At 51.6% G+C, this 15,421-nt stretch carries 13 protein-coding genes and 1 tRNA gene; all 14 read right to left on the bottom strand.

Annotated elements, in window-relative coordinates; genetic code table 11:
- On the bottom strand, positions 1 to 105 hold a 105-nt coding region (locus LG204_RS02550), incomplete at its 3' end, for a GTP-binding protein (RefSeq protein ID WP_002945289.1).
- A 34-nt stretch (positions 106 to 139) separates the two neighbouring features.
- The gene (fusA, locus tag LG204_RS02545; protein ID WP_230335813.1) at positions 140 to 2,230 is read right to left on the bottom strand and encodes an elongation factor G; all 2,091 of its coding nucleotides are present in this window, start codon (positions 2,228 to 2,230) and stop codon (positions 140 to 142) included.
- 27 nt (positions 2,231 to 2,257) lie between these two features.
- A complete protein-coding gene (rpsG, locus tag LG204_RS02540; protein ID WP_013441126.1) occupies positions 2,258 to 2,728 on the bottom strand; it encodes a 30S ribosomal protein S7 in 471 nt (156 codons plus the stop codon).
- A 39-nt stretch (positions 2,729 to 2,767) separates the two neighbouring features.
- On the bottom strand, positions 2,768 to 3,145 hold the full coding sequence (rpsL, locus tag LG204_RS02535; RefSeq protein WP_015829259.1) for a 30S ribosomal protein S12: 378 nt from the start codon (positions 3,143 to 3,145) through the stop codon (positions 2,768 to 2,770).
- A 109-nt stretch (positions 3,146 to 3,254) separates the two neighbouring features.
- Entirely contained in the window at positions 3,255 to 7,493 is a 4,239-nt protein-coding gene (rpoC, locus tag LG204_RS02530; protein ID WP_230335812.1) for a DNA-directed RNA polymerase subunit beta', read from the bottom strand.
- Between the two features lie 11 nt (positions 7,494 to 7,504).
- Entirely contained in the window at positions 7,505 to 11,677 is a 4,173-nt protein-coding gene (gene rpoB, locus LG204_RS02525; RefSeq protein ID WP_230335811.1) for a DNA-directed RNA polymerase subunit beta, read from the bottom strand.
- 125 nt (positions 11,678 to 11,802) lie between these two features.
- A complete protein-coding gene (gene rplL / locus LG204_RS02520) occupies positions 11,803 to 12,183 on the bottom strand; it encodes a 50S ribosomal protein L7/L12 (RefSeq protein WP_230335810.1) in 381 nt (126 codons plus the stop codon).
- 29 nt (positions 12,184 to 12,212) lie between these two features.
- Positions 12,213 to 12,737 (bottom strand): 50S ribosomal protein L10, encoded by a 525-nt coding sequence (gene rplJ / locus LG204_RS02515; protein ID WP_230335809.1) that lies wholly within the window; start codon positions 12,735 to 12,737, stop codon positions 12,213 to 12,215.
- A 261-nt stretch (positions 12,738 to 12,998) separates the two neighbouring features.
- On the bottom strand, positions 12,999 to 13,691 hold the full coding sequence (gene rplA / locus LG204_RS02510; RefSeq protein ID WP_015829257.1) for a 50S ribosomal protein L1: 693 nt from the start codon (positions 13,689 to 13,691) through the stop codon (positions 12,999 to 13,001).
- The gene (gene rplK / locus LG204_RS02505; protein WP_013441119.1) at positions 13,692 to 14,123 is read right to left on the bottom strand and encodes a 50S ribosomal protein L11; all 432 of its coding nucleotides are present in this window, start codon (positions 14,121 to 14,123) and stop codon (positions 13,692 to 13,694) included.
- A gap of 128 nt (positions 14,124 to 14,251) precedes the next feature.
- Positions 14,252 to 14,788, bottom strand: a complete 537-nt coding sequence (nusG, locus tag LG204_RS02500) for a transcription termination/antitermination protein NusG (protein ID WP_230335808.1) — start codon at positions 14,786 to 14,788, stop codon at positions 14,252 to 14,254.
- A gap of 1 nt (position 14,789) precedes the next feature.
- The gene (gene secE / locus LG204_RS02495) at positions 14,790 to 15,155 is read right to left on the bottom strand and encodes a preprotein translocase subunit SecE (protein WP_328440898.1); all 366 of its coding nucleotides are present in this window, start codon (positions 15,153 to 15,155) and stop codon (positions 14,790 to 14,792) included.
- A gap of 4 nt (positions 15,156 to 15,159) precedes the next feature.
- A tRNA-Trp gene (locus LG204_RS02490) sits at positions 15,160 to 15,235 on the bottom strand.
- A gap of 68 nt (positions 15,236 to 15,303) precedes the next feature.
- Positions 15,304 to 15,421: EF-Tu C-terminal domain-related protein (locus LG204_RS02485; protein ID WP_456085625.1), on the bottom strand; the 118-nt coding region annotated here is incomplete at its 5' end.

The following is a 15,421-nucleotide window of genomic DNA, read 5'->3' as shown; positions in this document are numbered from 1 at the left end:
GATCGTCGTGATCGCTGCTGTCAATGTCGTCTTACCATGGTCAACGTGACCAATCGTGCCTACGTTGACGTGCGGCTTCGTCCGCTCAAATTTACCTTTTGCCATTACCGTTTCCTTTATTAATCCAACTAATATTCAATTATTTCTTGTTGATAATCGCTTCTGCGACGTTTCTTGGAGCTTCCGAGTAATGCTTGAACTCCATGCTGTAGCTGGCACGACCTTGTGACAAAGAACGCACAACTGTCGAGTAACCAAACATCTCAGCAAGCGGAACTTCAGCGCGAATAATCTTGCCACTCGGACTGTCTTCCATACCCTGAATCATGCCGCGACGTGAAGATAAATCGCCCATCACATCCCCCATGTAGTCTTCAGGGGTTTCAACTTCCACTGCCATCATAGGCTCGAGCAGGATAGGATCCGCCTTGCGCATACCATCCTTGAACGCGATCGAAGCCGCCATCTTAAAGGCGTTTTCATTCGAGTCAACATCATGGTAAGAACCGTCAAACAGGGTTACCTTGACATCAACCACAGGGAAACCAGCCAAAATACCGGCAGGAATGGTTTCACGCAGACCCTTATCTACCGCAGGGATGAATTCACGAGGCACAGTACCACCCTTGATGGCATCCACAAACTCGTAACCCTTGCCAGCTTCGTTAGGCTCCATGATAAGCCATACGTGACCGTACTGACCCTTACCACCGGATTGCTTAACAAACTTGCCTTCCACTTCGACTTTTTTCTTGATCGCTTCGCGATAGGCAACCTGAGGCGCCCCAACGTTAGCTTCAACGTTGAATTCACGACGCATACGATCTACCAGAATTTCCAGATGCAACTCACCCATACCGGAAATAATGGTTTGATTGGTTTCTTCGTCAGTACGCACGCGGAAAGATGGATCTTCCTGGGCCAGACGGTTCAATGCAACACCCATCTTTTCTTGGTCAGCCTTAGTTTTAGGCTCAACTGCCACGTGAATAACGGGCTCAGGGAAAATCATGCGCTCAAGAATGATCACATGATCTGGATCACAGAGTGTATCGCCGGTTGTCGCATCTTTCAGACCAACAGCAGCTGCGATGTCGCCTGCGCGCACTTCCTTGATTTCTTCACGCTGATTAGCGTGCATCTGCAGAATACGACCCAGACGCTCTTTTTTGCCCTTAACCGAGTTGTAAACGGTGTCACCGGAGTTAACCACACCAGAATAAACGCGGAAGAAAATCAGCTGACCCACAAATGGGTCGGTCATGATCTTGAATGCAAGTGCCGAGAACTTTTCAGCATCATCAGCCTTACGCTCAGTCTTCGTGCCATTTTCCAGCTCGCCAGTGACCGGTGGAATGTCAACCGGTGATGGCAGGAAGTCAATGACCGCATCCAGCATGCGCTGAACACCCTTGTTCTTGAAGGCCGTACCACAGAGCATAGGCTGGATTTCGTTGGCGATCGTACGATCGCGCAGACCCTTGACGATTTCCTCTTCGGACAATTCGCCAGACTCCAGATACTTGTTCATCAGATCTTCATTGGCTTCAGCAGCAGCTTCAACCATGTTCTCGCGCCACTTCTGACATTCAGCCAGCAAGTCTGCAGGGATCTCTTCATAGTTGAACTTGGTACCTTGGCTGGCCTCATCCCAGATAATCGCTTTCATCTTGAGCAGGTCAACCACGCCGGTGAACGTATCTTCGGCGCCGATTGGCACAACGACAGGCACAGGGTTAGCCTTCAGGCGCGTCTTCAGCTGATCGTAGACCTTGAAGAAGTTAGCGCCGGTACGGTCCATCTTGTTGATGAAGGCAAGGCGAGGCACACCGTACTTGTTAGCTTGACGCCATACGGTTTCAGACTGAGGCTGCACACCACCCACTGCACAGTAAACCATGCAGGCACCATCCAGCACGCGCATGGAGCGCTCAACTTCAATCGTGAAGTCAACGTGCCCGGGCGTATCAATGATGTTGATACGGTGCTCAGGATAGTTACCACCCATACCCTTCCAGAACGCGGTAGTGGCAGCAGAAGTAATGGTGATACCACGCTCTTGCTCCTGCTCCATCCAATCCATGGTGGCAGCACCATCGTGAACTTCACCAATCTTGTGGTTCACACCGGTATAAAAAAGGATACGCTCGGTAGTCGTGGTCTTACCGGCATCAATGTGGGCACTGATACCAATGTTACGATAGCGATTAATGGGGGTTTTACGAGCCACAGCTATTACCTTTACTAATGAACTTGTTTAGAAGCGGAAATGCGAGAAGGCTTTGTTGGCTTCAGCCATACGGTGCACTTCTTCACGCTTCTTCATGGCAGAGCCGCGGCCTTCAGATGCTTCAACCAACTCAGCTGCCAGACGCAGACCCATAGACTTCTCGCCACGCTTGCGAGCAGCATCGCGCAGCCAGCGCATTGCGAGAGCGCTACGACGTGCGGGACGCACCTCAACAGGCACCTGGTAGTTTGCACCACCTACGCGACGGCTCTTAACTTCAACAACCGGACGCAGGTTGTTGATAGCCACGGTGAACACTTCAAGAGCATCCTTGCCGCTTTTTTGTGCTATCTGATCAAATGCGCCGTACAGGATACGCTCAGCAACAGACTTCTTGCCGCCAGTCATCAGCACGTTAATGAACTTGGATACTTCCTGGCTACCGAATTTCGGATCAGGCAGAATATCGCGCTTGGGAACTTCTCTACGTCTTGGCATGGTTTTTCCTTAAACTTGGTGACCGCTAAGCAAATCAGCTTATGCAGCCTTAGGGCGCTTGGCGCCGTATTTGGAGCGGGACTGCTTACGGTCTTTAACACCGGCAGTATCCAGGCTACCGCGCACCATGTGGTAACGCACACCTGGCAAGTCCTTCACACGACCACCACGCAGCAGCACAACAGAGTGCTCCTGCAGGTTATGGCCTTCACCGCCGATGTAGCTAATAACTTCATAGCCATTGGTCAGGCGAACCTTAGCCACTTTACGCAAAGCGGAGTTAGGCTTTTTAGGTGTTGTCGTATAAACACGTGTACAAACACCACGCTTTTGTGGGCAGCTTTCCAAAGCTGGAACTTTGCTCTTGGTCACTACTTTTTGGCGCGGCTTGCGCACTAATTGATTGATGGTTGGCATAACTCTTTAGCCTTTAAATTTGTTAGCTCGCTAAAAATTACGGGACGGCGACAAGCGCCATCCCGGAAAACATAGCATTTTATTTAGCGTTCAATAGGTTGTCAAGCAACTATACATTTCCAGCGGCTTCTTCTGCTGGTGTTTGCTGCGGTTCAACTTCAGTAATCGCTTCCTCGATGGCGGCGGGTGCTGCATCTACCCCGGCCGCTTGACGCTTGCGTGTTTCGTGATAAGCGAGCCCTGTACCTGCAGGAATCAGACGACCCACGATCACATTTTCCTTCAAGCCGCGCAGTTCGTCGCGCTTGCCAAGGATCGCAGCTTCGGTCAGAACTCGAGTCGTTTCCTGGAAGGAAGCGGCAGAGATGAACGAATCTGTCGACAGCGACGCCTTGGTAATACCCAGCAATACGAACTCATAGCTGGCCGGACGCTTATCTTCTGCAATCACGCGTTCGTTTTCAGACAACACATCTGCACGTTCTACCTGTTCACCCATGATGAAGTTGGTATCACCAGCATCGGTGATACGTACACGACGCAACATCTGACGCACAATAACTTCGATGTGCTTGTCATTGATCTTAACGCCTTGCAGACGATACACATCCTGCACTTCATCAATAATGTAACGGGCCAATGCTTCACGACCTTGCAGACGCAGGATATCCTGCGGATCTGCTGGACCGTCGACGATGCTTTCGCCCTTGGTAACAACCTGACCATCATGTGCGGTCACGTGTTTATCCTTAGGAATCAGGAACTCATGGGATACACCATCCAGATCAGTAAAGACCAGACGTTGCTTGCCCTTGGTATCCTTACCGAAAGAAACCGTACCAGTTACTTCAGCCAGCATGCCGGCATCCTTTGGCGAACGTGCTTCAAACAACTCGGCAACGCGCGGCAGACCCCCGGTAATATCACGTGTCTTGGATGACTCTTGCGGGATACGAGCTAATACTTCACCCACACCCACTTCCTGGCCGTCCTTCACGGTAATGATGCACCCCAGCTGGAACGTCACGTTCACAGAGGCATCGCCACCTGCAACCTTGACTTCAACACCATTGGCATCAAGCAGCTTAACCTGAGGACGCAAGCCCTTGGATTGACCAGCACGCTGCTTAGGATCAATAACGACGAGGGAAGACAAGCCGGTGACTTCATCTACCTGCTTGGCAACGGTCACACCTTCTTCGACGTTTTCAAACTTCACACGCCCAGCGTATTCGGTAATGATCGGACGAGTATGCGGATCCCATGTAGCCAGCGCTTGACCAGCCTTTACTTGCTTGCCATCTGTCACTTGCAGCGTCGCACCGTAAGGCACTTTATGACGCTCACGCTCACGACCATTTTCGTCGTGAATCACGGCTTCGCCATTACGCGAGATGGCCACCTGCTCATTACGAGCATTGGTCACATAACGCATGGTCGAAGTGAAGTTAACGATACCATTGGACTTGCTTTCCACTTGGCTGATAGAAGCCGCACGCGACACCGCACCACCGATGTGGAAGGTACGCATGGTCAGCTGAGTACCAGGCTCACCAATGGATTGCGCCGCAATCACACCGACAGCTTCACCGATGTTGATCAGCCTGCCGCGACCCAAGTCACGACCGTAGCATTTTGCGCAAATACCGTAACGGGTATCGCAAGTCAGTGCAGTACGCACCTTGACTTCATCAATGCCCAGGGCATCAATATGCTCAACTTCATCTTCTGTCAGCAAAGTACCTGCTGGGTAAACCACTTCCTGATTTTCAGGATTGATCACATCCAACGCGGCTACACGACCCAGAATACGGTCGTGCAATGGCTCAACCACTTCACCGCCCTTGACCAGTGCTTTGGTAACCAGGCCTTCAGTCGTACCGCAATCCAGCTCGGTTACCACCAGATCTTGCGTTACATCCACCAGGCGACGGGTCAGATAACCGGAGTTAGCTGTTTTCAGCGCGGTATCTGCCAGACCCTTACGGGCCCCGTGGGTTGAAATAAAGTATTGCAACACGTTCAAGCCATCACGGAAGTTCGCAGTAATTGGCGTCTCAATGATAGAACCATCCGGTTTCGCCATCAGGCCGCGCATACCCGCCAACTGACGCACCTGAGCTGCAGAGCCCCGGGCGCCGGAGTCAGCCATCATGTAAATCGCGTTAAACGACTCTTGCTTGATGACCTTGCCGTTTTCATCCTTGGCTGCATCGCCATTGGCGTCCAGCACAGTTTCTTCGCGCAGTTGTTTCATCATGGCGTCAGCGACCTTATCGCCAGCACGACCCCAGATATCCACCACCTTGTTATAGCGCTCACCTTGAGTCACCAGACCTGAAACGTACTGGTCTTCGATTTCCTTGACTTCGGATTCAGCAGCAGCGATCAACTGCTCTTTCTCAGGCGGAACCAGCATGTCATTGATGCTGATGGAAATACCAGCACGTGTAGCGTAGCTGTAACCGGTGTACATCAGCTTATCCGCAAAAATAACGGTTTCGCGGATACCCACCTTACGGAAGCTGGCATTGATCAGCTTGGAGATTTCTTTTTTCTTCAGTGCTTTGTCAATCACGCTGAATGGCAAGCCTGCTGGCAGAATTTCGGAAAGCAAAGCACGACCAACCGTTGTTTCATAACGGGTGATCTTTTCGCGCTTCTGACCATCCACTTCCATGTCGAACTCGCGAATACGCACAGTAATACGTGCGTGCAAATCGATCAAACCGCCATCGTACACACGCTGCACTTCAGCAACGTTGGCAAAGCGCATGCCTTCGCCACGCGCCGCTTTTTTCTCGCGGGTCATGTAGTACAGACCCAGCACGATATCCTGCGAAGGCACAATAATTGGTTCGCCGTTGGCTGGAGACAGCACGTTGTTGGATGCCAGCATCAGTGTGCGAGCTTCCATTTGCGCTTCCAGGCTCAAAGGCACGTGAACCGCCATTTGGTCACCGTCAAAGTCGGCGTTAAACGCGGCGCAGACCAGAGGGTGCAATTGAATGGCCTTGCCTTCAATCAACACAGGCTCAAATGCCTGAATACCCAAACGGTGCAACGTAGGTGCACGGTTCAACAAGACTGGATGCTCGCGAATCACATCTTCCAGGATATCCCAGACTTCTGGACCTTCCTCTTCAACCTTCTTCTTGGCAGCCTTGATAGTCGTGACCAGACCCAGCACTTCCAGCTTGTGGAAAATGAATGGCTTGAACAGTTCCAGGGCCATCTTCTTTGGCAGACCGCATTGATGCAGCTTGAGCTGTGGACCCACCACGATCACGGAACGGCCTGAGTAGTCAACGCGCTTACCCAGCAAGTTCTGACGGAAACGACCGCCCTTACCCTTGATCATGTCGGCCAGTGACTTCAGAGGACGCTTGTTGGCGCCTGTCATGACCTTGCCGCGACGACCGTTGTCCAGCAGCGAGTCAACCGCTTCCTGCAACATGCGCTTTTCGTTACGCACGATGATTTCAGGGGCCTTCAGTTCCAGCAGACGCTTCAGACGGTTATTACGGTTAATCACGCGACGATACAGATCGTTCAGATCGGAAGTAGCGAAACGCCCACCATCCAACGGAACCAGCGGACGCAGCTCTGGTGGCAGCACAGGCAGCACTTCCAGAATCATCCACTCAGGCTTGATGCCAGACTTCTGGAATGCTTCCAGAACCTTCAGACGCTTGGCGATCTTCTTGATCTTGGCTTCGGAACCGGTTTCACCCAGTTCGCGGCGCAGCTTTTCAATTTCCGTGTGCACGTCCATGGTACGCAAGAGTTCGCGCACAGCTTCAGCACCCATGACGGCATTGAATTCGTCACCGTGCTCTTCGACCTTGGCCAGGTAGTCGTCTTCTGTCAGCAATTGACCACGTGTCAGCGGGGTCATGCCTGGATCAATCACAATGTATGCTTCGAAGTAGAGCACGCGCTCGATATCGCGTAATGCAATATCAAGCACCATGCCCAAACGGCTTGGCAACGACTTCAGGAACCAGATATGGGCAACAGGTGAAGCCAGCTCGATGTGAGCCATGCGCTCACGACGCACCTTGGACAAGGTCACTTCAACGCCGCATTTTTCGCAAATAACACCGCGATGCTTCAGGCGTTTGTACTTGCCGCACAAGCATTCATAGTCTTTGATCGGGCCAAAAATCTTGGCGCAAAACAGACCATCACGCTCTGGCTTGAACGTACGGTAATTGATGGTTTCTGGCTTTTTAACTTCGCCATAGGACCAGGAGCGGATTTTTTCAGGAGAAGCTAACGCGATCTTGATCGCGTCAAATTCTTCTTCCTGTGTTACCTGCTTAAATAAGTCTAATAGAGCTTTCACGCGGATTCTCCTTAATTACGGTCCAGGTCAATATCGATAGCGAGCGAGCGAATTTCCTTCACCAGCACGTTGAACGACTCCGGCATGCCGGCATCGATCTTATGCTCGCCCTTGACGATGTTCTCGTAGACCTTGGTACGGCCGGACACGTCATCCGACTTAACCGTGAGCATTTCCTGCAGGGTGTACGAAGCACCATAAGCTTCCAGCGCCCAAACTTCCATTTCACCGAAGCGCTGACCACCAAACTGTGCCTTACCGCCCAATGGCTGCTGAGTAACCAGCGAGTATGGACCAGTAGAGCGTGCATGCATCTTGTCATCCACCAAGTGATGCAGCTTCAGCACGTGCATATAGCCAACCGTCACCGGGCGCTCGAATGGCTCACCTGAACGGCCATCAATCAGCTTGACCTGGGTCTTGCCAGCAGCAAACTGCAGTTGCTGCGTGCGGGCATCATCATCAGGGAATGCCAGATCCAGCATGTCGCGGATGTCTTGCTCGGTTGCACCGTCAAACACTGGCGTTGCAAATGGCACACCACGCTCCAGATTGCGGGCAAGTTCGAATACTTCTACATCGGTCAGTGACTTGATGTCTTCTTTCTTGCCGTTGCTGTTGTTATAAATCTGGTCGATGAACTTACGGATTTCATTTGCTTTGGTTTCTGCCTGCAACATCGCACCGATACGCATGCCCAAACCTTTGGCAGCCCAACCCAAGTGAACTTCCAGGATCTGACCGATATTCATCCGCGAAGGCACGCCTAGCGGGTTCAGCACGATATCCATAGGGGTACCGTCCGCCATGTGCGGCATATCTTCTACTGGCACAATCTTGGAAACCACACCCTTGTTACCGTGACGGCCGGCCATCTTGTCACCAGGCTGAATACGACGCTTAACAGCCAGGTAAACCTTGACCATCTTCTGCACGCCTGGAGGCAACTCATCGCCTTGAGTCAGCTTACGCTTCTTCTCTTCGAACTTGCTGTCAAACTCAACGCGGGCTTGTGCCAGACTGTCCTTCAATTGCTCCAGTTGGCGAGCAGCTTCTTCGTCAGACAGGCGAATATCAAACCAGTCATAACGACCGATGCTTTCCAGGTACTCAGCTGTAAGGGTCTCGCCCTTCTTCAGCTTGTTAGGTCCACCTGTGGCTACCTTGCCTTCGATCAGGCGACGGATACGACCAAATGCATCGTCTTCCACGATACGCATCTGGTCGGCCAGATCCTGCTTGTAGTGACCCAGCTGATCATCAATGATCTGCTGTGCACGCGTGTCGCGATCAATGCCTTCACGGGTGAAGACTTGTACGTCAATCACGGTGCCTGACATGCCAGAAGGCACACGCAGGGAAGTATCCTTAACATCGGATGCCTTCTCACCGAAGATGGCGCGCAGCAGCTTCTCTTCGGGAGTCAGTTGTGTTTCACCCTTAGGTGTTACCTTGCCGACCAGCACATCGCCTGCTTCCACTTCAGCACCAATGTAGATAATGCCGGACTCATCCAGACGGCCAAGCATGCGCTCGGACAAGTTGGAGATGTCGCGCGTAATTTCTTCTGCACCCAGCTTGGTATCACGAGCGACGACCGACAATTCTTCGATGTGAATCGAGGTATAACGGTCATCTGCCACTACGCGTTCGGAGATCAGAATCGAGTCTTCGAAGTTGTAACCATTCCATGGCATAAAGGCGACCAGCATGTTCTGCCCCAGCGCAAGCTCACCCATATCAGTTGAAGCACCGTCAGCAATAACGTCACCGCGGGCCAGCACATCGCCAATCTTGACCAGCGGACGCTGGTTGATATTGGTGTTCTGGTTGGAACGGGTGTACTTGATCAGGTTGTAGATGTCCACACCGACCTCGCCAGCAGCGGCTTCGGCATCATGCACACGCACCACGATACGACCGGAGTCAACGTAATCCACGATACCACCACGGCGAGCTTGAACGGTCGTGCCGGAGTCTACCGCTACGGTACGCTCAATGCCGGTACCAACAATCGCTTTTTCCGCACGCAGACATGGTACTGCCTGACGTTGCATGTTGGCGCCCATCAATGCGCGGTTCGCGTCATCGTGCTCCAGGAACGGAATCAACGAAGCAGCTACCGAAACAATCTGACCTGGCGCCACGTCCATGTATTGCACTCGATCAGGCTGTGCCATGGTGAATTCATTGTGATAACGGGCAGAGATCAGCTCTTCCTTGAAATGACCATCCTTATCCAGTTCGGAGTTAGCCTGCGCGATCATGTACTGGCTTTCCTCAATAGCGGAGAGGAAATCAATTTTGTCGCTTACCGTGTTGCCATCGACACGACGATAAGGCGTTTCCAGGAAACCATACTGGTTGGTGCGAGAGTAAAGCGCCAACGAGTTGATCAGACCAATGTTCGGACCTTCAGGCGTTTCAATCGGACATACACGACCATAGTGAGTCGAGTGAACGTCACGCACTTCAAAGCCAGCACGTTCACGGGTCAAGCCGCCTGGGCCCAGCGCGGAAACACGACGCTTGTGGGTAATTTCCGACAGCGGGTTGGTTTGATCCATAAACTGGGACAGCTGAGACGATCCGAAGAACTCACGAATTGCGCTCGATACTGGCTTGGCATTAATCAGATCATGCGGCATCAGATTGTCGGATTCAGCCTGCGACAAACGCTCCTTGACGGCACGTTCAACGCGCACCAGACCGGCACGGAACTGATTTTCGGCCAATTCGCCCACGGAGCGAATACGACGATTGCCCAAATGGTCAATATCGTCAATTTCGCCGCGGCCATTGCGCAACTCAACCAGAACAGCAATAACCGCCAGAATATCTTCGTTAGAGAGAACTGGAGCACCCTCGGCACCACGTGCGCCTGATTTTTCATAGAAGCGACGCAGCCAAGCAGCGGTGCGCTCTTCAATCTTTTCAGGGAATGCACGACGGTTGAATTTCATGCGGCCAACAGTCGACAAGTCGTAACGCTCTTCATTGAAGAACAAGCCATCGAACAGCGCCTCAACGGCATCTTCAGTTGGTGGCTCGCCAGGACGCATCATGCGATAAATAGCAACGCGCGCGCTGTATTGGTCAGGGATTTCATCAATGCGCAAAGTTTGCGAAATGTAATCACCATGATCCAGATCATTTGCGTACAGGGTATTAATTTTGCCAACCTTGGCTTCACGCAGCTTTTCGAGGAGCGACTCGGTGATTTCGTCGTTGGCATTGGCCACAACTTCACCAGTTTCCTTGTCAATAATGCCAGAGCTCAATGCACGGCCCAACACGAATTCTTCAGGCACATTGATCTTGCTGATCCCAGCTTTTTCCATGTCGCGGATATGCTTGACGGTGATGCGCTTATCCTTGGCAACAATCACATTGCCACTGCCGTCAATAATGTCGAACTTGGCAACTTCACCGCGCAGACGCTCAGGCAACAGTTCAAACTGAACGCCCTTTGCGCTGATGTGGAAAGTATCCAGATCGTAAAATGTTTCCAGAATTTGCTCTGGAGTAAAGCCCAAGGCTTTCAGCAGAATGGTCACCGGCATCTTGCGACGACGGTCAACGCGGAAGTACAGGTAGTCTTTTGGATCAAACTCGAAGTCGAGCCAAGAACCACGGTAAGGGATGATACGAGCCGAGAACAACAGCTTGCCCGAGCTATGCGTTTTACCGCGATCATGCTCAAAAAACACGCCAGGACTACGGTGTAACTGGGACACGATAACGCGCTCAGTACCGTTGATAACAAACGAACCATTCTCCGTCATCAGGGGCAGTTCGCCCATGTAGACTTCCTGCTCCTTGACTTCCTTCACAGTAGGCTTGGAAGCTTCTTTATCCATGATTGTTAGGCGGACCTTGACGCGCAACGGTGCGGCGTAGGTCAGGCCACGTTGCTGACATTCCTTGACATCAAAAGGCTCTTGACCAAGGTTATAGCTGACGTAATCCAGACGGGCATTGCCGGAATGGCTAACAATAGGGAAAACCGAGTTGAACGTGGCTTGCAATCCTGCATTGTCACGCTTGTCGACTGGCACATTTGCCTGCAGGAAAGCCGCATACGACTCCAATTGCATGGCGAGCAGGTAAGGTACTTCCTGCACGCTTTCACGCTTGGCGAAACTCTTGCGTATACGTTTTTTCTCGGTAAAGGAATAGCTCATAGCATCTCCTGAGAGGGGGTAGAAGGTAGAAAACAGAGTGCTAAAAATAACCCTCTGTTTTATATCTTCTTAAAATGGTGAAGGCTGACGGTCTCCCGTCAGCCTGTGCACCACAGTATTGCTTATTACTTAACTTCGGCCTTGGCGCCAGCTTCTTCCAGTTTCTTGGCAGCAGCATCGGCATCAGCCTTCGATACAGCTTCCTTAACAGCCTTAGGAGCACCGTCAACCAGGTCCTTAGCTTCCTTCAGACCCAGTGAAGTCAGTTCGCGAACCGCCTTAATAACGTTCACTTTGTTGTCGCCAGCGGACAGCAGAATTACGTCGAATTCTGTCTTCTCTTCAGCGGCAGCAGCGCCGCCTGCAGCAGGGGCTGCAGCAACAGCTACAGCAGCAGCTGCAGCGGATACACCAAACTTCTCTTCCAGATCCTTGATCAGTTCGGACAGTTCCAGAACGGTCAACGACGCGATTGCGTCAAGAATTTCTGCTTTAGATAATGCCATTTGTAATACTCCTGATAATTTGATGTTGATTAAGCTGCTTGTTTCTGGTCACGTACTGCTGCCAGACCGCGCGCAAATTTCGTAGGTACTTCATTAAGCGTACGTACAAAAGTAGCGATCGGGGCTTGCATGGTGCCCAGCAACTTGGCCAGCAACTCTTCACGGCTCGGCAACGACGCCAGGGCTTGAACTGCTTTCGCATCCATCACCTGGTTAGGCATTGCACCTGCCTTGATAACGAACTTGTCGTTGGTTTTGGCAAAATCATTCAATACTTTTGCCGCAGCAACTGGGTCGGTAGAAATACCGAACACCAGAGGGCCGACCATAGCGTCAGCAAGACCGGAAAACGGGGTGCCGTCAACAGCACGACGTACCAACGTGTTCTTGAGAACGCGCAGATACACACCGGATTTTCTAGCTTGCGCACGCAATTGGGTCATATCACCCACTTCGATGCCGCGATACTCAGCAAGAATGATTGCCTGCGCCGTTGCGACTTGCTCGCTGACCTCAGCAACCACTGCCTTTTTCTGCTCAAGATTAAGACTCAAGGTCTTCTCCTTCCGTTAATTAAGCATTTGCAGTTGCCTGCAAACACCTTCCCACGGCGACCTTTCATCAGGAATACACATTGTGTTGATATCCTGTTTCGGGTAACGCCATCTGCGTAGGATGGGATAAATTACTGCTTCAGCCCTATTAAATTCCTGACGGAATTCCTACGGTCTTTGATAACCCTATGGCGAATGTTCCCGCCACAGGCCCAAAGTTCCTTATTAATGCCAGCCATAGCTGGCAAGTTCTTACAAAAACTAAGCGATGCTCGACTGATCAACACGCACGCCAGCACCCATGGTGCTGGAAACCGAGACCTTCTTCAGGTAAACACCCTTGGAAGATGCTGGCTTGGCCTTGTTCAAGGCATCAACCAGTGCAGCCAGATTGGCTTGCAGAGCATCCACACCGAAAGAAGCACGACCGATAGTGCAATGCACGATACCGCCCTTGTCTGTACGGTATTGGACTTGACCTGCCTTGGAGTTCTTGACCGCTGTAGCCACATCAGGGGTAACAGTACCCACCTTAGGGTTAGGCATCAGACCACGAGGACCGAGCACTTGACCCAGCGCACCAACGATACGCATAGCGTCAGGAGTTGCAATCGCAACATCAAAGTCGAGCATACCGCCCTTGACTTGTTCAGCCAGATCTTCAAAACCAACAATGTCAGCACCAGCAGCCTTGGCTGCTTCTGCGGCAGCGCCTTGCGCGAAAACAGCAACGCGCTTGGTCTTACCAGTACCGTGTGGCAGTACCAGAGCACCACGAACCAATTGGTCAGATTTACGGGCATCAATACCCAGATTAATAACGGCATCGACAGACTCGTCGAATTTTGCAGTTGCAGTTTCCTTAACCAGAGTCAGGGCTTCAGTAGCAGCGTATACCTTGTTGCGATCAACCTTGGCACGCAGAGCTTGCAAACGTTTGGAAATGTTAGCCATTTACACACCCTCCACTTCAATACCCATACTACGTGCGCTACCCGCAATGGTACGGACAGCCGCATCGAGATCACCTGCAGTCAGATCAGGCGCTTTGGTTTTAGCAATTTCTTCAGCTTGCGCACGCGTAATCTTGCCTACCTTATCGGTATGAGGACGTGGGGAACCCTTGTCGATTTTGGCTGCCTTTTTGATCAGAATGGTAGCCGGAGGGGTCTTCATTACAAAGGTGAAGCTCTTGTCTGCAAACGCAGTGATTACCACTGGAATTGGCAGACCTGGCTCCAGGCTCTGTGTAGCGGCATTGAATGCCTTACAGAATTCCATAATATTCAAACCACGTTGACCCAGAGCTGGACCAACTGGTGGACTAGGATTGGCTTTGCCTGCAGGAATCTGCAGCTTGATATAGCCGACAACTTTCTTTGCCATTTTTAAACTCCTCAATGGGTACAAGCGCTTTACGAGCAAAGCTCCCCGTCAATAAATGCAGCATTTGCTGCAGCCTTTGCATCAATCTAATGACGCAAACAGGCCCGCCTATGGCAAGCCTGAAATACTTAAACTTCTTTTTCCACTTGGTCGAAATCCAGCTCTACAGGCGTGGCACGACCAAAAATCACCACAGAAACGCGCAACTTGCTCTTCTCGTAGTTAATATCTTCAACACTGCCCGAGAAATCCTTGAATGGACCATCGACCACACGGACCGACTCACCTTTTTCAAAGGTAAGCTTCTGCGTTGGGTTGCTTTTGCTCTCATCCATACGTTGCAGGATGATCTCAACTTCCTTGTCCTTGATCGGCGTAGGCTTGAGTGCAGTTCCACCAATAAACGCTGTCACGCGCGGAGTGCTTTTGACCAGATGCCAGGTATCATCGTTCATCAGCATCTGTACCAGCACATATCCCGGATACAGCTTGCGCTCGCTGATTGCCTTCTGACCATTCTTCATTTCGATGACTTCTTCCACCGGAACAAGAATCTGACCAAACATATCCTGCAGGCCTGACCGGGCGATACGTTCCTCAAGCCCACGCTGTACTGATTTTTCAAAGCCAGAAAAGGCTTGCACCGCATACCATCGCATACTCATATTAGGCGCCTCTTCCCATCAGCATTTTCACACCCCACAAAAAGCCAATGTCTACCAGCCACAGAAAAATGGCCATGACCATTACCAGCACAAAGACAGCAACGGTGGTCTGTATAGTCTCCTTGCGTGTAGGCCAGACAACGCGGCGCGCTTCAGCGGCTGAATCTTGCACAAATGCGAAAGCCTCACGCCCAAGGGGCGTGGACCAGAAAACAACCACAGCAGCGATCACTCCGGCCAACACGGCCAGAACGCGTACAACCAGCGCATGCTCAGAGAGCAAATAAAAGCCTGCCACGCCTGCAGCGACAAGTATCAAAGCAAGCACAAGCTTAATTTTATCTATCATATATATTGCGCACTTAATGTTATGGCAGGCCAGGAGGGCCTCGAACCCCCAACCCTCGGTTTTGGAGACCGATACTCTGCCAATTGAGCTACTGGCCTAAAACTTTGGAGAACGCACAAGGGCTGCAACGATGAACATCGCGCAGCCCCTGTCAGATCAGAAACTATTACTCAATAATTTTCGCGACGACGCCAGCACCTACGGTACGGCCACCTTCACGAATCGCAAAGCGCAGACCGTCTTCCATCGCGATCGGGGCAATCAGCGCCACGGTGATGGATACG

It is taken from the genome of Methylovorus menthalis (genome assembly GCF_020523625.1).
GTDB lineage: Bacteria > Pseudomonadota > Gammaproteobacteria > Burkholderiales > Methylophilaceae > Methylovorus > Methylovorus menthalis.
Note: the sequence above shows the minus strand (reverse complement) of the source record. Positions and strands in the feature narration are given on the sequence as shown.